The sequence below is a fragment of the Streptomyces sp. NPDC090798 genome, from assembly GCF_044768965.1.
In the GTDB taxonomy this organism is placed as follows: Bacteria; Actinomycetota; Actinomycetes; order Streptomycetales; family Streptomycetaceae; genus Streptomyces.
The window spans coordinates 351381-368057 of sequence record NZ_JBIVXA010000010.1 but is presented as its reverse complement, the minus strand read 5'-3'; the positions used below and the strand labels follow the sequence as shown (position 1 = coordinate 368057).

At 69.9% G+C, this 16677-nt stretch carries 16 protein-coding genes; 8 read left to right on the top strand and 8 right to left on the bottom strand.

Annotated elements, in window-relative coordinates; all coding sequences use genetic code 11:
* Positions 1 to 376 precede the first annotated feature (376 nt).
* Positions 377 to 1018, bottom strand: a complete 642-nt coding sequence (locus tag ACIQTP_RS23805) for a DNA-3-methyladenine glycosylase (protein ID WP_403402725.1) — start codon at positions 1016 to 1018, stop codon at positions 377 to 379.
* Between the two features lie 215 nt (positions 1019 to 1233).
* Here ACIQTP_RS23805 and ACIQTP_RS23800 point away from each other — a divergent pair, with 215 nt between their 5' ends.
* From ACIQTP_RS23800 to ACIQTP_RS23790, 3 genes are all read left to right on the top strand, one after another.
* Positions 1234 to 2019, top strand: a complete 786-nt coding sequence (locus tag ACIQTP_RS23800; protein ID WP_403402722.1) for a sporulation protein — start codon at positions 1234 to 1236, stop codon at positions 2017 to 2019.
* A gap of 39 nt (positions 2020 to 2058) precedes the next feature.
* Complete coding sequence (locus ACIQTP_RS23795) at positions 2059 to 2592, top strand: YbhB/YbcL family Raf kinase inhibitor-like protein (protein ID WP_403402719.1); 534 nt, start codon at positions 2059 to 2061, stop codon at positions 2590 to 2592.
* A 157-nt stretch (positions 2593 to 2749) separates the two neighbouring features.
* Complete coding sequence (locus ACIQTP_RS23790) at positions 2750 to 3256, top strand: HNH endonuclease (RefSeq protein ID WP_168490322.1); 507 nt, start codon at positions 2750 to 2752, stop codon at positions 3254 to 3256.
* Between the two features lie 80 nt (positions 3257 to 3336).
* On the opposite strand, the gene ACIQTP_RS23785 is transcribed toward ACIQTP_RS23790, so the two are convergent.
* The 3 genes from ACIQTP_RS23785 to ACIQTP_RS23775 all read right to left on the bottom strand — a co-directional run bounded on the left by ACIQTP_RS23785 (position 3337) and on the right by ACIQTP_RS23775 (position 5703).
* Positions 3337 to 4272 (bottom strand): SPFH domain-containing protein, encoded by a 936-nt coding sequence (locus ACIQTP_RS23785; protein WP_054230569.1) that lies wholly within the window; start codon positions 4270 to 4272, stop codon positions 3337 to 3339.
* 131 nt (positions 4273 to 4403) lie between these two features.
* Positions 4404 to 4838, bottom strand: a complete 435-nt coding sequence (locus tag ACIQTP_RS23780) for an NfeD family protein (protein WP_403402715.1) — start codon at positions 4836 to 4838, stop codon at positions 4404 to 4406.
* A gap of 73 nt (positions 4839 to 4911) precedes the next feature.
* The gene (locus tag ACIQTP_RS23775) at positions 4912 to 5703 is read right to left on the bottom strand and encodes an ABC transporter ATP-binding protein (RefSeq protein WP_403402712.1); all 792 of its coding nucleotides are present in this window, start codon (positions 5701 to 5703) and stop codon (positions 4912 to 4914) included.
* A 121-nt stretch (positions 5704 to 5824) separates the two neighbouring features.
* On the opposite strand from ACIQTP_RS23775, the gene ACIQTP_RS23770 reads away from it, so the two are divergent.
* Positions 5825 to 6613 carry a hypothetical protein gene (locus ACIQTP_RS23770; protein WP_402042834.1) on the top strand — a complete coding sequence of 263 codons (789 nt, stop codon included), beginning with the start codon at positions 5825 to 5827 and terminating at the stop codon, positions 6611 to 6613.
* A 227-nt stretch (positions 6614 to 6840) separates the two neighbouring features.
* On the opposite strand, the gene ACIQTP_RS23765 is transcribed toward ACIQTP_RS23770, so the two are convergent.
* From ACIQTP_RS23765 to ACIQTP_RS23755, 3 genes are all read right to left on the bottom strand, one after another.
* Positions 6841 to 7086 (bottom strand): chaplin, encoded by a 246-nt coding sequence (locus tag ACIQTP_RS23765; protein ID WP_054232214.1) that lies wholly within the window; start codon positions 7084 to 7086, stop codon positions 6841 to 6843.
* Positions 7087 to 7245: 159 nt separating this feature from the next.
* On the bottom strand, positions 7246 to 7887 hold the full coding sequence (locus ACIQTP_RS23760) for a response regulator (RefSeq protein ID WP_402042837.1): 642 nt from the start codon (positions 7885 to 7887) through the stop codon (positions 7246 to 7248).
* Positions 7880 to 9049: a GAF domain-containing sensor histidine kinase gene (locus tag ACIQTP_RS23755; protein ID WP_403402707.1), complete on the bottom strand. Its 1170-nt coding sequence runs from the start codon at positions 9047 to 9049 to the stop codon at positions 7880 to 7882. Before ACIQTP_RS23755 ends, ACIQTP_RS23760 begins: the two co-directional genes overlap by 8 nt.
* A gap of 188 nt (positions 9050 to 9237) precedes the next feature.
* On the opposite strand from ACIQTP_RS23755, the gene ACIQTP_RS23750 reads away from it, so the two are divergent.
* The 3 genes from ACIQTP_RS23750 (at position 9238) to ACIQTP_RS23740 (ending at position 12081) form a co-directional block, all read left to right on the top strand.
* Entirely contained in the window at positions 9238 to 9933 is a 696-nt protein-coding gene (locus ACIQTP_RS23750; protein ID WP_403402704.1) for an SDR family NAD(P)-dependent oxidoreductase, read from the top strand.
* Entirely contained in the window at positions 9930 to 11015 is a 1086-nt protein-coding gene (locus ACIQTP_RS23745; RefSeq protein WP_403402701.1) for an S-adenosylmethionine:tRNA ribosyltransferase-isomerase, read from the top strand. Before ACIQTP_RS23750 ends, ACIQTP_RS23745 begins: the two co-directional genes overlap by 4 nt.
* Positions 11016 to 11313: 298 nt before the next feature.
* Positions 11314 to 12081 carry a transglycosylase SLT domain-containing protein gene (locus ACIQTP_RS23740; protein WP_403402699.1) on the top strand — a complete coding sequence of 256 codons (768 nt, stop codon included), beginning with the start codon at positions 11314 to 11316 and terminating at the stop codon, positions 12079 to 12081.
* An 84-nt stretch (positions 12082 to 12165) separates the two neighbouring features.
* On the opposite strand, the gene ACIQTP_RS23735 is transcribed toward ACIQTP_RS23740, so the two are convergent.
* Entirely contained in the window at positions 12166 to 14670 is a 2505-nt protein-coding gene (locus tag ACIQTP_RS23735; RefSeq protein WP_403402696.1) for an FHA domain-containing protein, read from the bottom strand.
* A 242-nt stretch (positions 14671 to 14912) separates the two neighbouring features.
* Here ACIQTP_RS23735 and ACIQTP_RS23730 point away from each other — a divergent pair, with 242 nt between their 5' ends.
* Entirely contained in the window at positions 14913 to 16673 is a 1761-nt protein-coding gene (locus ACIQTP_RS23730) for a streptophobe family protein (protein ID WP_403402693.1), read from the top strand.
* Positions 16674 to 16677 lie beyond the last annotated feature (4 nt).

Genomic DNA, 16677 nt, shown 5'->3' with positions numbered 1-16677 from the left:
TGCGTTTCCGACTCTATCAGACCGTTTCGCGATCCGATTTCCTCGGTGCTTTCCAGGTTCCCGCTTTCGCGTTTCCCTTTCCGGCGGTTCCGACTCTATCAGACTCTTTCGTGTCCGATTCCCTGTCGGAGAGGGATTCCGTCTTCCGGCTTTGAGTGCTTTCGCATCGCGGCCTTTCGACATTCACTACGCTAGCCGATTCCCTCGGCAACTCATAATCGAGTTCCGCGGGCTGCAATTCAGGCATGCAGGCACGCCGAATTGACCCCCGCTGAGGGGAAGTCGTAGGTAGTGGGTTGGCCACTTCCGGCTGCTGGCTGAACGCCGTACCCGGTTCAAGCGGCTCGGGCTACATTACGGACCCCCCAGGGGCGAGTCAAGTTGAGCGACGGCGTGGCGCATGGGCCCGATAAGGACTCACGGTGGGGTCGTTGGCGACCCAGAAGCGCCAGGGGTGGACACCCCCGTCGCCGGCCACTCCGGTGCGCGGACCGTTGCGTACCTGGTCGGAGTGGACGGGGGTGCCCGTCAGGAGGGTCAGTGGAGAGCCCTCGGGGGCGCAGGCGTCGGCGCCGTCGAGGGCCCTGTCCACGCCGAGCGCCGTGGCCAGGCGTGCGGGCCCTTTGGCCAGTTCCTTGTCATTTCGGGCCGAGAGTCGACGTTTGCGCGCGAGTTCGGCGCCCTTGGTGATCTCTCCGGCGCGGAGGAGGACCCCGCTCGGGTTGCCCTCCGGACCACACACCAGGTTCATGCAGAACCACATGCCGTAGGTGAAGTAGACGTATACGTGCCCCGGCGGACCGAACATCACGCCGTTGCGGGCCGTGCGGCCGCGATAGGCATGGGAGCCGGGATCGTTCGGGCCGTCGTACGCCTCCACCTCCGTGAGACGGAGCTCGATCGGACCGTCCGGTGTCGTGCGGACGAGGATGCGCCCCAGCAGGTCGGGGGCGACCTCCAGTACGGGGCGGTCGAAGAAGTCCCGGGTGATGGGCGTACGGTCAGGGGCCGCGATCATGCCGTACGAGCGTAGTCCAGTGGCCCGGACGGATGCGGCCGGGTGAGGGACTGTGCGTACAGGCCCGCACGAGTACGTGTCTACGGGTGGTCAGGGAGCGTCCTCCTTGTAAAGGTGAGGGCGCGGAACCGGCCGCGGTCGGATCGCGTTTGTACGGATCAAGGATCCAGACGGATGTACGACGGAGCACAGGCGTTGCCTGGGGAGGAAGAAACATGGGGTTCAAGCGGCTGCTTGCGAGCCTGGGAGCCGGTGGGGCTTCGGTCGAGACGGTGCTGACCGAGGTCAACGTCGTTCCGGGCGGTGTCGTGCAGGGTGAGGTGCGGATCCAGGGCGGGTCCGTGAACCAGGCCATCGAGGGGCTGTCGGTCGGGCTCCAGGCCAAGGTCGAGGTCGAGGGGCACGACGACCAGGAGTACAAGCAGGACATCGAGTTCACCAAGCTGCGGCTCGGTGGCGCCTTCGAGCTGCAGGCCGGTGCCGTGCACGCCGTGCCCTTCGGGCTCGAGATCCCGTGGGAGACGCCGATCACCACCATCGACGGGCAGGCGCTGCGGGGCATGCACATCGGTGTGACCACCGAGCTGGAGATCGCGCGTGCCGTGGACTCCGGTGACCTGGACCCGATCAACGTGCACCCGCTGCCGGCGCAGCAGGCGATCCTGAACGCCTTCATCCAGCTGGGCTTCCGCTTCAAGAACGCGGACATGGAGCGCGGTCACATCCGGGGCACCCGGCAGAAGCTGCCTTTCTACCAGGAGATCGAGTTCTTCCCGCCGTCGCAGTACCGCGGGCTGAACCAGGTCGAGCTGAGCTTCGTCGCGGACGACCAGGAGATGGACGTCATCCTGGAGATGGACAAGAAGCCGGGCCTCTTCAGTGAGGGCAGCGACTCGTACCGCTCCTTCCGGGTGGGGGTGCACGACTACCAGGGCACGGACTGGGCCGCGTACCTGAACCAGTGGCTCTCGGAGGTCGGCAGCAAGCGCAGCTGGTTCTAGGCTCGGGTCGAGAGATTCCGCCGTTCAGGAGGTTCTGACGTGACCGAGCTCAAGAGGCCGCCGCTTCCCCATGACTTCCATCCGCCCGTTCCGGCCTTCACGGTCACCAGTGAGGACGTCGAGTCGGGCGGGGTGCTGAAGGACGCTCAGGTCTACGCGGCCGGGAACACCTCGCCGCAGCTGAGCTGGGAGGGCTTCCCGCAGGAGACCAAGAGCTTCGCCGTGACCTGCTTCGATCCGGATGCCCCGACGGGGAGCGGGTTCTGGCACTGGGTGGTGTTCGACATTCCCGCTTCGGTGACGGAACTGCCGACGGGTGCGGGCAGCGGCAAGTTCGAGGGGCTGCCGGAGGGTGCCGTTCAGGTGCGCAACGACTACGGGTCCAAGGACTTCGGTGGCGCCGCGCCGCCGGCCGGGGATCCTGCGCACCGGTATGTGTTCACGGTGTACGCCGTGGATCAGGAGAAGCTCGGTCCCGACGCGGAGGTGTCGCCGGCCGTCGTGGGATTCAATCTGCGGTTCCACACGCTGGCGCGCGCCCAGCTGATGGGTGAGTACGCGTCTCCCGCGTAGAACGTGAAGACACACGTTCACTGAACGTTTGCCCGCCTCTGGTCTTGGAAGTGATCAGGGGCGGGCATTTTTATTGCGTTGTCCATCTCGGCGTGCCCGGCCAGAGTTGATCCAAGCCCGCCAGGGGGTGGGCCGGTGCGCACGGGAGGTGGGCTGGATGCGGGACACGCTGGTTCTGAACGCGAGCTTTGAGCCGCTGTCGACGGTGACGTTGAACCGAGCCGTCGTTCTGGTGCTGCAGGACAAGGCTGTCGTCGAGCAGGCCCACCCCGAACTCCGTATGCGCGGCGCCGCGCTGGACATACCCGTGCCCCGAGTCATCAGGCTGTGCAGGTATGTGAGGGTGCCTTTCCGAAGACAAGCGCCGTGGTCGAGGCGCGGTGTGCTGGTACGCGACCAGCACAGGTGCGCGTACTGCGGAAGGCGGGCGACGACGGTCGACCATGTGGTGCCGCGCGCGCAGGGCGGTCGGGACTCCTGGCTGAACACGGTCGCGTCCTGCGCGGAGGACAATCACCGCAAGGCGGACCGGACTCCGGAGCAGGCGGGTATGCCGCTGCTGCGGCAGCCGTTCGAGCCGACGCCCGCGGACGCGATGCTGCTGGCGCTGGGCCGCGACGACCTCGACGCCCTCCCGGAATGGCTGGCCCAACCCGCTGCCTAGACCCGGCAGTTCCTACGACGATGGGGCCCACCTCCGCCGAAAGGCTGGAGGTGGGCCCCATCGTCGTAGGGACCAGGGCGTCAGTCGGTGACGGACGGCTTCTCGCGGCGCTCGGTGCCCGCGTTGCCCGAACCGCCGCCCATGGGGCCGAAGTTGCCCATGGCTCCGCTCAGGCCCTTGAGGGCGTCGCCGATCTCGCTGGGCACGATCCAGAGCTTGTTGGCGTCACCCTCGGCGATCTTGGGGAGCATCTGGAGGTACTGGTAGGCGAGGAGCTTCTGGTCGGCGTCGCCGGCGTGGATGGACTCGAAGACCGTACGGATGGCCTGGGCCTCGCCCTCGGCGCGCAGGGCGGCGGCCTTGGCCTCACCTTCGGCGCGCAGGATCGCGGACTGCTTCTCACCCTCGGCGGTGAGGATCTGCGACTGGCGGATACCTTCGGCGGTGAGGATCGCGGCGCGCTTGTCACGGTCGGCGCGCATCTGCTTCTCCATCGAGTCCTGGATGGAGGTGGGCGGTTCGATCGCCTTGAGCTCGACGCGGTTGACGCGGATGCCCCACTTGCCGGTGGCCTCGTCGAGGACGCCGCGCAGGGCCGCGTTGATCTCCTCGCGGGAGGTGAGGGTCCGCTCCAGGTCCATGCCACCGATGATGTTGCGCAGGGTGGTGACGGTGAGCTGCTCGATCGCCTGGATGTAGCTGGCGACTTCGTAGGTGGCGGCGCGCGCGTCGGTGACCTGGTAGTAGATGACCGTGTCGATGTTGACCACCAGGTTGTCCTGCGTGATCACCGGCTGCGGTGGGAACGGCACGACCTGTTCACGCAGGTCGATGCGGTTGCGGATCGAGTCGATGAACGGGACCACGATGTTCAGGCCCGCGTTCAGGGTCCGTGTGTAGCGGCCGAAGCGCTCCACGATGGCGGCGCTGGCCTGTGGGATGACCTGGATGGTCTTGATCAGGGCGATGAATACCAACACCACCAGAATGATCAGGACGATGATGATTGGTGCCATCGATGCTCCCCGTACCCTTCTCCGCCTCGGTAAGTCCGAAAGATCTTATGGTTGTTGAAGATCTTGCTCGACGAGTCTGACAGACCGTCGTCTGCCACGTGGGGCGTTCGGTTCACTTGCGTCGCACGAGGTCACATCACAATCGCCGTGGCTCCTTCGATGTCCACGACGTCCACCTCCTGGCCCACTTCGTAGGCCTGTCCGGCTTCGAGAGCGCGCGCCGACCAGATCTCTCCGCCGAGTTTGATCCGGCCGCCGCCCGAACCGTCCACCCGTTCCAGGACGATGGCCTGTTTGCCCTTCAACGCCTCCACACCGGTGGCGAGTTGGGGCCGCTGGGCGCGGTGCCTGGCCGCGACGGGGCGTACGACGCCGATGAGCGCGAACGCGACGACGGCGAAGACGAGTACCTGAAGGACGACATCGCCGCCGAGGCCCGCCGTGACCGCCGCCGCTGCGGCGCCGAGGGCGAGCATGCCGAACTCCGGCATCGCGGTCACCACGAGCGGGATGCCCAGCGCGGCCGCGCCGACGAGCCACCACACCCATGCGTTGATGTCGTTCACATGGTCATGGTAGGTCCGCGGGCCGGGCGCGGACAGGGCGCAGATCGGTGGAGAAGGGGCTCGTACCGGGTGTTCAGGACATCGGCAGGCCCTGCGCGGTCCAACGCTCGCCGACCTGCTCGACGATGAGCGGGAGTCCGAAGCAGAGGGAGAGGTTGCGCGAGGTGAGTTCGAGTTCGAGCGGACCTGCGGCGAGCACCTTGCCCTGACGGATCATCAGGACGTGGGTGAAGCCGGGAGCGATCTCCTCGACGTGGTGCGTGACCATGATCATGGAGGGGGCGATCGGGTCGCGGGCGAGGCGGCCGAGGCGGCGGACGAGGTCCTCGCGGCCGCCGAGGTCGAGGCCCGCGGCGGGCTCGTCGAGCAGGAGCAGCTCGGGGTCGGTCATCAGGGCGCGGGCGATGAGGGTGCGCTTGCGCTCGCCCTCGGAGAGCGTGCCGAACTTGCGGTCCAGGTAGTCGCTCATGCCGAGGCGGTCGAGGAAGGCGCGGGCGCGCTGCTCGTCGATGTCCTCGTAGTCCTCGTGCCAGCCCGCGGTCATGCCGTACGCGGCCGTCAGTACGGTCTGCAGGACGGTCTGGCGCTTGGGGAGCTTCTCGGCCATGGCGATACCGGCCACGCCGATGCGCGGGCGCAGCTCGAAGACGTCGACCTTGCCGAGGGTCTCACCGAGGATGGTGGCGGTGCCCTGGCTGGGGAAGAGGTAGCTGGAGGCGAGATTCAGGAGGGTCGTCTTTCCGGCGCCGTTCGGGCCTAGGATGACCCAGCGCTCCCCCTCCTTGACCGACCAGGAGACCTGGTCCACCAGAGCCCGGCCCTCGCGGACCACGGACACGTCCTCCAGCTCCAGTACATCGCTCATGAGCGCGTTGTCTCCCATTGCAGTCTCGGCCGTCGCTTACGTCTGTGGACGCAGCCCCCAGGGAAAACCTACGCCACCGGTCGGTCGCTCCCATCCATCGGTCGGTCCTTAGGGTGGGGGCATGCTCTCGGAACCACGCTCAGGACGCCTGGCCGCATGGGGAAACGCCCTTTTGGCCGGACTTGTTTCGCCGGATGACGCGGTGCTCGCCATCGTCGGCGAGGACGCGGTGCACCGGGTCGAGGGGCTGCCCGGTGAGTCCGGGCCCGTCGGGCTCACGCTCGCCCTCGGCCGGCTTCGCGCCCTCGGGGTGACCGGACTGCGGGTCGCGCTGCCCGCGCCGGGGCATCCGCTCGGGCTGAGCGGGCCGCCGGACTTCAATGCGCGTGCCCTCGACGCGGAGGAGGCGGTGGTCTGCCACGGGGCGGCGCTCGGGCTCGTTCCCGAGGTGTACGAGGCCGGGCCCGACGGTGATGTCCATGTCGAGGTGGTGTGGCACTGCCTCGGCGTGCGGGAGGCGCCGCCCGCGGATGTGCCCTCGCTCGGTGAGGCCGAGCGGGAGCTCGCGGAGGCGCTGCGTGAGGCGACGGAGGTGCTGTCGCGGCTCGACGTGGCGGGGTCGGGGCCGGTCGCCGAGGCGGCGGTCGACGCGTACCGGGCGCGGGCCGAGCGGGGGCGGGAGGTGTTGGCGCCCGGGTATCCGCCGCGTGCGGTGCGTGTGCTGGAGCTGGCCCAGCGGGTGGGGTTGCTGATCTCCGTCGCGTATGAGAACGGGCATGGCGGGGCGGTGAGTGCGTCGGAGATGTCCGCGCGGGCGTTGGCGCTGCGGCCGGTCGAGCGGACGGCTCGGCGGGCGCAGGTGGCGGCGTACAACGCGTTTGTGGAGGAGCGGGAGCGGGGGGTTCGCTGAGGTCTGTATGCGCCCCCGCCGCCCCTACCCGTCCCATCCCGTACCGGGGGGCTCCGCCCCCAGACCCCCGGGTGGGCTTGTTGGCCGCGGGTGGGTGGGGGCTGGGCGCGCAGTTCCCCGCGCCCCTGTGGGGCGGGGCTGCGCTCCGGCCCCCGTCGGCCTGAACGGACCGAACGGCCTCCCAGGAGAACCTGGGAGGCCGGTGGGGGGGTGGTGGGGCGTGGGTCTCAGTGGTTGAGGCCCAGGTTGCCGAAGGCCGGGTTCAGGACGCCGATGACGTTCACGCTGTTGCCGACCGCGTTCACGGGGATGTGGATCGGGGCCTGGATGACGTTGCCCGAGACGACGCCCGGGGAGCCCGCGGCGTTGCCGCCCGCCCACGAGCCGTCCGTCGCGGACGCCATACCGGCACCGGCGGCGACCAGCCCGCCGGCCACCATCGCGACAGCCGTGGCCTTCTTCAGGTTCTTCACTTCTGAGCCCTCCCTAGCGATCACCGCGGCAGTCGCCGCGGCACGCACTGGAGAACGGCCGAGATCCCCGGAGGATGCGCCATCCGGGTGACATACACACGACGGTATGAATCTCAGCCCGGAGCGGAACCCTCCGAGTTGCCGCCGCCGCGCGGGCGATCAGCCCGCCGCCCCATGGCGTACGGCCCAGAGCGCGGCCTGGGTGCGGTCGGCGAGGTCGAGCTTCATCAGGATGTTCGAGACATGCGTCTTGACGGTCTTCTCGGAGAGGACGAGCGCGCGTGCGATTTCCCGGTTGGAGCGGCCGTCCGCGATCAGGCCGAGCACTTCGCGCTCCCGTTCGGTGAGCGAGCCGCCTCTCCCCTGGCCCGAGTTGGCCTCCTCCTGGGACAGCAGGACGCCCGCCACCTCGGGCTGGAGCAGGATGTGCCCGGCGTGCACGGAGCGGATGGCTCCGGCGAGGGCGTCCGGGTCCACGTCCTTGTAGACATAGCCGGCGGCGCCCGCGCGCAGGGCCGGGACGACCGTGCGCTGTTCGGTGAAGCTGGTGACGATCAGCACGCGCGCGGGGTTGGCGAGTTCGCGGAGCTTGCGCAGCGCGTCGATGCCGTCCATGCCCGGCATCTTGACGTCCATGAGGACGACGTCGGGCTTCAGTTCCTCGGCGCGGGCGACCCCTTCGACGCCGTCGGACGCCTCGCCCACGACCTCGATGTCGTCCTGCACCTCGAGAAAGGTGCGCAGGCCCCGGCGGACCACTTGGTGGTCGTCGACGAGCAGCACCTTGATTGCTTCAGCCACCAGGGACCTCCATCTCGATCGTGGTGCCCTTTCCGGGCGCCGATTCCACGCTGAGGGTGCCGCCGACCCCGCTCGACCGGTCGCGCATGGAGACCAGGCCCAGGTGGCGTCCCGCGGCGCGGATCGCCGTGGGCTCGAAGCCGCTGCCGTCGTCACTGACGCGCAGGACGGTGCCGGGGCCGCGCTTCTCCAGGGTGACGTCGACGCGGCCGGCTCCAGAATGCCGCAGCGCGTTGTGCAGGGCCTCCTGGGCGACGCGCAGCACGGCCTCCTCCTGGGCGGCGGGCAGCGCCCGCACCCCGTGGCTCGCGAAGGTCACGCGCGCGGAGTGGGCGCGGTCGAGGACCTGTATCTGGGTGCTCAGGGTGGCGACCAGGCCGTCCTCGTCGAGGGCGGCGGGGCGCAGCTCGATGACGGCGGCGCGCAGCTCCTCGGTGGCTTCGGCGGCGAGCATGGCCACCTGGTGCAGTTCGCCCTTGGCGCGTGCGGGGTCGCGGTCCACGAGGGCGACGGCGGCCTGTGCGGTCAGGCGCAGGGAGAAGAGCTTTTGACTGACGGCGTCGTGGAGCTCGTGGGCGAGGCGGGAGCGCTCCTCGGCGATGGTGAGCTCGCGGCTGCGCTCGTAGAGGCGGGCGTTGGTCAGGGCGATCGCCGCGTGCTGGGCGAGGATCGAGAGGAGTTCCTGGTCGTCCTCGGTGAAGCCGCAGCCGCCGTCCGGCGCGGAGCAGTCCTTCGTGCTCTCTTTCGTCCTGTTCTTGTTCGCCAGGAACAGGGCTCCGATGACCTCGTCGCCGTCGCGGATCGGCAGGCCCAGGAAGTCGGACATGTCGGGGTGGGCGGCGGGCCACCCCTCGAAGCGGGGGTCCTTGCGTACGTCGGCGAGGCGCTCGGGGCGGGCCTCGTGCAGCATCGCGGCGAGGATGCCGTGCTGGCGCGGAAGCGGGCCGATGGCCTTCCACTGGGCGTCGCTGACGCCGTCGACCACGAACTGGGCGAAGCCTCCGTGGTCGTCGGGCACACCGAGCGCCGCGTACTGCGCGTCGAGCAGCTCGCGGGCCGAGGCGACGATCGTCTTGAGGACGTCGCGCACCTCGAGGTGCCTGCTCATGGCCAGCAGCGCGGTGCTCACCGCGTACAGACCGGACCGGGGGCCTTGGCTCATGTCCCCAACGTACCGGCGGGGTGTGACAGTGCGTATCCGACCTGTGGTGGCGGCTGCCTAGGCCGGTGGGCTTAGGGCGAAGGGCCCCAGGTCATTGGGGCCCGCGCACGAGGCGGCGGGGGCGGCCCGGTTCCTACGTTGAAGGCACCCGCCGGGATCGGCGGTGCAGGGACGAGGGGACGGACGTCATGCCGGTAGCGATCATCACGGGTGCTTCGAAGGGGCTGGGCCGGGCGCTCGCCGCGGCCCTGGCGGAGCGCGGCTGGGATCTGGTGCTCGACGCCAGGACCGCGGGGGCGCTGAAGGAGACGGCGGAGGCGCTGTCCGCGTACGGGACCCGGGTGGAGGCGCTGCCCGGGGATGTCGGGGACGCCGGGCACCGCGCCGGGCTGGTGGCGGCGGCCCGCGGGCTCGGCGGAGTGGATCTGCTGGTGAACAACGCGAGCGCGCTGGGTGCCGAGCCGCTGGTGCGTCTGGAGGACCTGGCCCTGGACGGGCTGCGCCACGCCCTGGAGGTCAACGTGGTCGCGGCGCTGGGCCTGGTCCAGGAGGCGCTGCCGCTGCTGCGGGCCGCGGAGGCCGGCGCGGTCGTCGCCGTCAGCTCGGACGCGGCCGCGGAGGCGTACGAGACGTGGGGCGGGTACGGGGCGTCCAAGGCCGCCCTGGATCATCTGGCGGCCGTGCTCGGCGTGGAGGAGCCCGGGCTGCGGGTGTGGGCTGTGGACCCGGGGGACATGGGCACGGACCTGTACGCGGCGGCCGTACCGGACGACGACGACCCGCGGCCGACACCGGACAGCGTGGTTCCGGCCTATCTGCGGCTGCTGGACGAGCGCCCTGCCAGTGGCCGCTACGGTGCTCCGGCGCTGCTGGAGGCGCGATGACGACGATCGTGCGGGTTCCGGAGGAGCGGTCGGCGCGGGTGCCGGCCGAGCAGCGCGGGCCCGGGCGGGACCGGGACTCCGTGCGGCTGCTCGTGTCGTGCGGTACCGAGGTGTCGCATCACGCGTTCGTGGAGCTGCCGCGGCGGCTGCGGGCGGGGGATCTGCTGCTCGTCAACACTTCGCCCACGCTGGCAGCCGCCGTGGACGGGCGGATCGGGCACGCGCGCGTGGTGGTGCATTTCTCCACGCGGGGCGATGACGGACGGTGGGCCGTCGAGCTGCGGGATCCCGACGGAAGGGGCACCACCCGTGCGCGCGCGGGCGGACCCGCGGGTACGGAGGTGCGCCTCGCCGGGGACGTACGCCTCGTACTGGAGGAGCCGCTGACGCCGTACGGCTCACGGCTGTGGTGGGGGCGGGTGTCGGATCCTGACGTGCTCGGGCTGCTGCGGCGCCACGGGCGCCCCATTCGCTACTCCTATACACGGAGGGATCAGCCGCTGTCCGTCTACCAGACGGTGTTCGCGCTGCCGTCGGCCGACGGCGGCGGCAGTGCGGAGATGCCGAGCGCGGCGCGGCCCTTTACCGCGCGGCTGGTGGCGGAGCTGGTGAGCCGGGGCGTGCAGTTCGCGCCGATCACCCTGCATACCGGTGTCGCGTCGGCGGAGGCCCATGAGCCGCCGTATCCGGAGCGGTACGAGGTGCCCGAGGCGTCGGCCCGGCTGATCAACGCCGCGCGAGCGGGAGGGCGGCGGATCCTCGCGGTCGGCACGACGGCCGTACGCGCCGTGGAGTCGGCCGTCGACGCCGGCGGGGTGGTCCGGGCCCGGAAGGGCTGGACGGACCTCGTGGTGACCCCGGAGCGGGGTGTGCGGGTGGTGGACGGGCTGCTGACCGGGCTGCACGAGCCGGAGGCCTCGCATCTGCTGATGCTGGAGGCGATCGCGGGACGGGCGGCGATCGAGCGCGGCTACGGCGAGGCGTTGAGCGGGCTCTACCTCTGGCACGAGTTCGGGGACGTGCACCTCATCCTCCCGGAGGAAGACCCTCACACTGAGCGTTGCTCCAGCAACTGCCGGTGAGAATTCCATAGGGCCGATGTGAGCCCGCACATAGGGCGCACATCACGTACGAAGGTGCATAGGAGATAAAGCCGACCATAGTGAGCGGGGCAGACGTGACAGTCTGCCCCGATTTGCCCTTACTGGGCCTACTACCTTCCGTCGTACGTCACACCTTTGCCACGATATTTTGCGGCCGCTAAGAATGGCCTCCGTCGCTCAGCACCGCGGGTTCCACCCCACGGCGCCAGATCCGGAACACTCTGTCCCCCACCGGACCGGGAGCGACCTCCGCGCTATTCGAAGAGGTCCATCAGCCATGACCAAGAACACCCGCACTCCTGGCCATAGTCCGAAGCTGACCCAGGTCCGCAAGCTCTCGATCGCCGGCGTCGCCGCGCTCGGTGCCGCGACCCTCGCGTTCTCGCTGGCGCCGAGCCACACGCAGACGACCACGAACGACGCAGCCGTCTCCGCGGCCCCGGTCGTCTTCAGCCAGCAGCCGATCAAGAACGTGCAGGCCCGTGTCACCGACCGGCTGGCCGGCGCGAGCCTGAAGACCCAGGCCATCGAGGCGAAGAAGAAGGCCGCCGACGACGCCGCCAAGAAGGTCGCCGACGCGGCCGCCGCCAAGAAGGCCGCCGAGAACGTGCGCAAGGTGCAGGCCGCGAGCCGCTCCGTGCAGCGCCCCGCGATCGAGACGGTCGCCATGAAGACGGTTGCCATGAAGACGGTCGCCGCGAAGTCGTACGCCACGAAGTCGTACGCCAACAACCTCGACGGCTGGATCCGCCAGTCGCTCGACATCATGAAGCGCAAGGGCATCCCGGGTTCGTACAACGGGCTCTACCGCAACATCATGCGCGAGTCCTCGGGCAACCCGATGGCCATCAACGGCTGGGACGTCAACGCCATCAACGGCATCCCGTCGAAGGGCCTGCTCCAGGTCATCCCGCCGACGTTCAAGGCGTACCACGTGCCCGGCACCTCGTGGAACATCTACGACCCGGTCGCCAACATCACGGCCGCCGCCAACTACGCGGCCGACAAGTACGGCTCGATGGACAACGTCAACAGCGCGTACTGAGGCCGGCGCGGACCTCTGACACGTACGCCGAAGGGCGGCACCCCGGTGTTGGGGTGCCGCCCTTCGGCGTACGTAAGCGCGGGACTACTTGCGCATGACCTCGGGCTCGTGGCGGCGCAGGAAGCGGGCCACGAAGAAGCCGCAGACGGCGGCGAGGACGAGCAGCGCGGCGATGTCCATGCCGTAGGCGGACGCCGTGTGGTTCCACAGCGGGTCCGTGCTGGACGGGTCGTCCGTGTTCGGACTGATGTTGTTGAAGTCCAGCGTGGCGCCGGCGGCGGCGACCGCCCAGCGCGACGGCATCAGGTACGAGAACTCGTTGACGCCGATCTTGCCGTTCAGGATGAACAGGCAGCCGGTGAACACGACCTGGATGATCGCGAACATGACCAGCAGCGGCATGGTCTTCTCGGCCGTCTTCACCAGCGAGGAGATGACCAGGCCGAACATCATCGAGGCGAAGCCCAGCGCCATGATCGGGATGGAGAGTTCCAGCAGCACCGAATGGCCGAAGACCACGCCCTCGACGGGCTTGGTGCGGCTGGTGAAACCGATCGCGCCGACCATGGCGCCCTGCAGCACGGTGACCACGCCGAGCACGACCACCTTGGACATCAGGTACGCCGAGCGGGACAGGCCGGTGGCGCGCTCCCGCTCGTAGATCACCCGTTCCTTGATCAGCTCACGGACTGAGTTCGCCGCGCCCGCGAAACAGGCGCCGACCGCGAGGATCAGCAGCACCGTGGTGGCCGTGCCGTTCGGCACGTGCACGCCCGTCTTCGGGTTCACCTGCGGGTTCACCAGCAGGGTCTTGTTCGGGTCGATGAGCAGGCTCACCGCGCCGAGCACGGCCGGCAGGATCACCGTCAGCGCCAGGAAGCCCTTGTCGGACACGATCACCGACACATAGCGCCGTACCAGCGTGCTGAGCTGGGAGAACCAGCCCTGCGGCTTCGGCGGCTTCATCGCCTGCGGCGGCGTCACATTGGCCGACTGCGGAGCGACGGCGTCGATGTCCGCGGCATACATCTGGTAGTGCTGCGAGCCCTTCCAGCGGCCCGCCCAGTCGTAGTCGCGGTAGTTCTCGAAGGCGGAGAAGACGTCGGCCCAGGTCTCGTAGCCGAAGAAGTTGAGGGCCTCCTCCGGCGGACCGAAGTACGCGACCGAACCGCCCGGTGCCATCACCAGCAGCTTGTCGCAGATCGCCAGCTCGGCCACGGAGTGCGTGACGACGAGGACCGTACGGCCGTCGTCGGCGAGGCCGCGCAGCAACTGCATGACGTCGCGGTCCATGCCCGGGTCGAGACCGGAGGTCGGCTCGTCCAGGAAGATCAGCGACGGCTTGGTCAGCAGCTCCAGGGCCACCGAGACGCGCTTGCGCTGGCCACCGGAGAGGGAGGTGACCTTCTTCTCCTTGTGGATGTCCAGCTTCAGCTCGCGCAGCACCTCGTTTATGCGCGCCTCGCGCTCCTCGCCCGTGGTGTCGGCGGGGAAGCGCAGCTTGGCCGCGTACTTGAGGGCCTTCTTGACGGTGAGTTCCTTGTGCAGGATGTCGTCCTGCGGGACCAGACCGATGCGCTGGCGCAGCTCGGCGAACTGCTTGTACAGGTTCCGGTTGTCGTAGAGGACGTCGCCCTGGTTGGCGGGGCGGTAGCCCGTGAGCGCCTTCAGGAGCGTCGACTTGCCGGAGCCCGAGGGGCCGATGACCGCGATGAGCGACTTCTCGGGGACGCCGAAGGAGACGTCCTTGAGGATCTGCTTGCCGCCGTCGACCGTCACCGTCAGATGGCGGGCCGAGAAGGAGACCTCACCGGTGTCGACGAACTCCTCGAGCCGGTCGCCGACCAGGCGGAACGTCGAGTGGCCGACGCCGACGATGTCGTTCGGGCCGAGCAGCGCCGAGCCGCCCTTGGCGATCGGCTGGCCGTTGACGTAGGTGCCGTTGTGCGAGCCGAGGTCGCGGATCTCGAAGCGCCCGTCGGGCGTCGCGTGGAACTCGGCGTGGTGGCGCGAGACCTGGAGGTCCGAGACGACCAGCTCGTTCTCCAGCGCACGACCGATGCGCATCACCCGGCCGAGGTCGAGCTGGTGGAAGGTGGTCGGGCTGCGGTCGCCGTAGACCGGCGGCGCCCCCGCGCCACCACCGGGTCCCTGCTGCTGCGGCACTCGCGCCGCGGGCTGCTGCGGCTGCTGGTGACTCTGTTCCGGCGCCTGCTGCGGCGGTGCCTGCTGGGCCCAGCCGGGGCTCGCGCCCTGCGCGGCGTAGGGCTGCTGCTGAGGCTGTGCGACGGCGGCCGCGGCGCCGGAGAGGTTGAGGCGCGGGCCGTCGGTCGCGTTGCCGAGGTGCACGGCCGAACCGGGGCCGATCTCCATCCGATGGATCCGCTGCCCCTGCACAAAGGTGCCGTTGGTGCTGCCGTGGTCCTCGATGACCCAACTCCGGCCGCCCCAGCTGATCGTGGCGTGACGCCAGGAGACCCTGGCGTCCTCGAGCACGACGTCCCCCTGCGGATCACGTCCGAGGGTGTATGGCCTGGACGCGTCGAGCGTCCAGGTCCGTCCATTCAATTCCAGTACGAGTTCCGGCACTCCATGCCCCACTGAGTTGTCCCCCGAAGTTCCCCCATCACAGGGAGTCTAGGGATGTCGAACATCGGGGGGAACTATTTCAGGAGCAGCCCCCTGACCGAAAGTCGGGCCATGTGAAGAGCGCGTACGGGCGGGTTGCCCGTTTCCGTTGACGGGGTTGAAACCGGCCCGGAGAGTGGTAATCCCACGCGAGGGGGACATCCGCGGTGATGACACCGCGGCGCGGATCGGGGGGTCTGACGATGAGCATCGACACCGCGGGACACGGCAGGCGACTGCCGTGGGGGGATGTGCTGTTGTCCGCGATCGCCTCGGTGAGCTGGGCGTTGATCGCGATGGCGGGCACGGCCGCACTCGGTCTGCATCTGGTCGGCGCGGACGCGGCGGGCTCGCTCGGGCCGATGACCGCGGCGGTGGTGGCCCTTGGGGCCAATGGTGCGGTCAAACCGTCCGGCGATGTGTCGGCCTTCGGTCTGAAGGGGGCCGAGGCGCACACGGCCATCCAGATCACGCCACTGGGCGTGGGACTCGTGGGCGCGCTCCTGCTCTCCTTCTTCTTCCTGCGCTCCCTGCGCGGGGCGGGAGTTGTGATCGCGCCGTGCGAACTCCTCGCGCGCGCGGGCGCGGTGGTCGTGCTGTTCGTGGCGACGCTGGGCGGGCTCGCCTGGGCCGGACACGACATCATCACGATCGACGGGAGCAAGCTCGGCCTCGACCGGGTGACGGGCGGCGGCGGCCTCGGGAACATCACCGACAAGCTGCCCGGCGGGCTCGGGGACCTCGGCGGACTGCTGCCCGGCAAGATCGGCGACCTGGTGAACGCGCAGGCGGCCGTGGGCTTCACCGTCGACACGGTGCCCACGCTGCTCGGCGGTGCGGCCTGGGCGGCCGGAATCCTGGTGATCGCCCTGCTCGCCTCCCGGCGCACGCCGCTGCCGCGCGGCTGGGAGGGCGTGCACCGGATGGTGCGCCCGGCCGCGTCCGCGCTGGTCACGGTGGTTCTGGTGGCGGTCCTCGCGGGCCTCGCTGCGGCGGCGTACGCGGCGATCGGCGATCCCCATCCCAAGCTGATCGCGGGCGCCGCGCTGCTCGGCGCGCCCAACGGGGTGTGGCTGGGCATCCCGATCGGCCTCTTCGTGCCCTGGGACGGCAAGGCCACCGGCGAACTCGCCAAGCTGCTCCCCCACCCGCTGGACCGGTTGCTGAGCGTCGACTCCGATCAGCCCGTCACCCTGGGCCGGCTCGCCGAACTCGACGGACGGGTGTGGCTGTTGGGGGTCGCGACGGCGGTGATGATGCTGTTCGCGGGCGTCCTCGCCGCCTCGCGTACGCCTTTTGTACGGGATCAGGGTGCGGCTTCGGTGGGAACACCGGCTGCTCCCGTTGTACGAGGAGGGGGTGCCCTCGGTTTCGCCGGGCGCTGCGCTCTTCGGCTCGGCATCGTGACGGCGCTGGCGCTACCGCTGCTGGCGTGGCTGACGGACGTGTCCGTGGACGCCTCGCTGTCGGTGTTCGGCATCGACGCGTTCGGTGCCGGGATCCGACTGCACGGGCATCTGGGCATGGCGCTGCTGCTCGGCGCCGCCTGGGGGGCGGGCGCGGGGGCGGCGGGGGCACTGCTGGCGTACGTGAGCGGGGCCGCGGGGCGGCGGGCGGCACCGCTGGCACTGGGTGACGCGGGTCCCCCGGTCACCGCGCCCGCCCCTGACCTCCCCCGGCAGCCCGGACCGTACGCCCCGAGCGCGCCGTACCGGCCGGCGAACCCCCATACCAATCCCTATCTGCGGCTGCCCGACGAGCTGCGGGAACCCGTCGACGGTCGGCCGTCCGAGCGGCCGCGCCCGCCCGACGACGTGTACGGCGCGCCGACGGTCGTCCGGCCGATGTCGCCGCCGCCCGGTCCGCAGCAGCGGCGGCCACGGGGGCGCGATGTGCCGCCTCCGCCGCAGCCGCCGCCCGACCAGGGACCTTCCGCGCCGCCGGGTCCGGGGCGGCAGAACTGATCGT

Bases quoted from the DNA above. Each gene is read 5' to 3' on its own strand.
- ACIQTP_RS23805 (WP_403402725.1), bottom strand. From the start codon at position 1,018: ATGATCGCGGCCCCTGACCGTACGCCCATCACCCGGGACTTCTTCGAC.
- ACIQTP_RS23800 (WP_403402722.1), top strand. From the start codon at position 1,234: ATGGGGTTCAAGCGGCTGCTTGCGAGCCTGGGAGCCGGTGGGGCTTCG.
- ACIQTP_RS23790 (WP_168490322.1), top strand. From the start codon at position 2,750: ATGCGGGACACGCTGGTTCTGAACGCGAGCTTTGAGCCGCTGTCGACG.
- ACIQTP_RS23785 (WP_054230569.1), bottom strand. From the start codon at position 4,272: ATGGCACCAATCATCATCGTCCTGATCATTCTGGTGGTGTTGGTATTC.
- ACIQTP_RS23775 (WP_403402712.1), bottom strand. From the start codon at position 5,703: ATGAGCGATGTACTGGAGCTGGAGGACGTGTCCGTGGTCCGCGAGGGC.
- ACIQTP_RS23770 (WP_402042834.1), top strand. From the start codon at position 5,825: ATGCTCTCGGAACCACGCTCAGGACGCCTGGCCGCATGGGGAAACGCC.
- ACIQTP_RS23755 (WP_403402707.1), bottom strand. From the start codon at position 9,049: ATGAGCCAAGGCCCCCGGTCCGGTCTGTACGCGGTGAGCACCGCGCTG.
- ACIQTP_RS23750 (WP_403402704.1), top strand. From the start codon at position 9,238: ATGCCGGTAGCGATCATCACGGGTGCTTCGAAGGGGCTGGGCCGGGCG.
- ACIQTP_RS23745 (WP_403402701.1), top strand. From the start codon at position 9,930: ATGACGACGATCGTGCGGGTTCCGGAGGAGCGGTCGGCGCGGGTGCCG.
- ACIQTP_RS23740 (WP_403402699.1), top strand. From the start codon at position 11,314: ATGACCAAGAACACCCGCACTCCTGGCCATAGTCCGAAGCTGACCCAG.
- ACIQTP_RS23730 (WP_403402693.1), top strand. From the start codon at position 14,913: ATGAGCATCGACACCGCGGGACACGGCAGGCGACTGCCGTGGGGGGAT.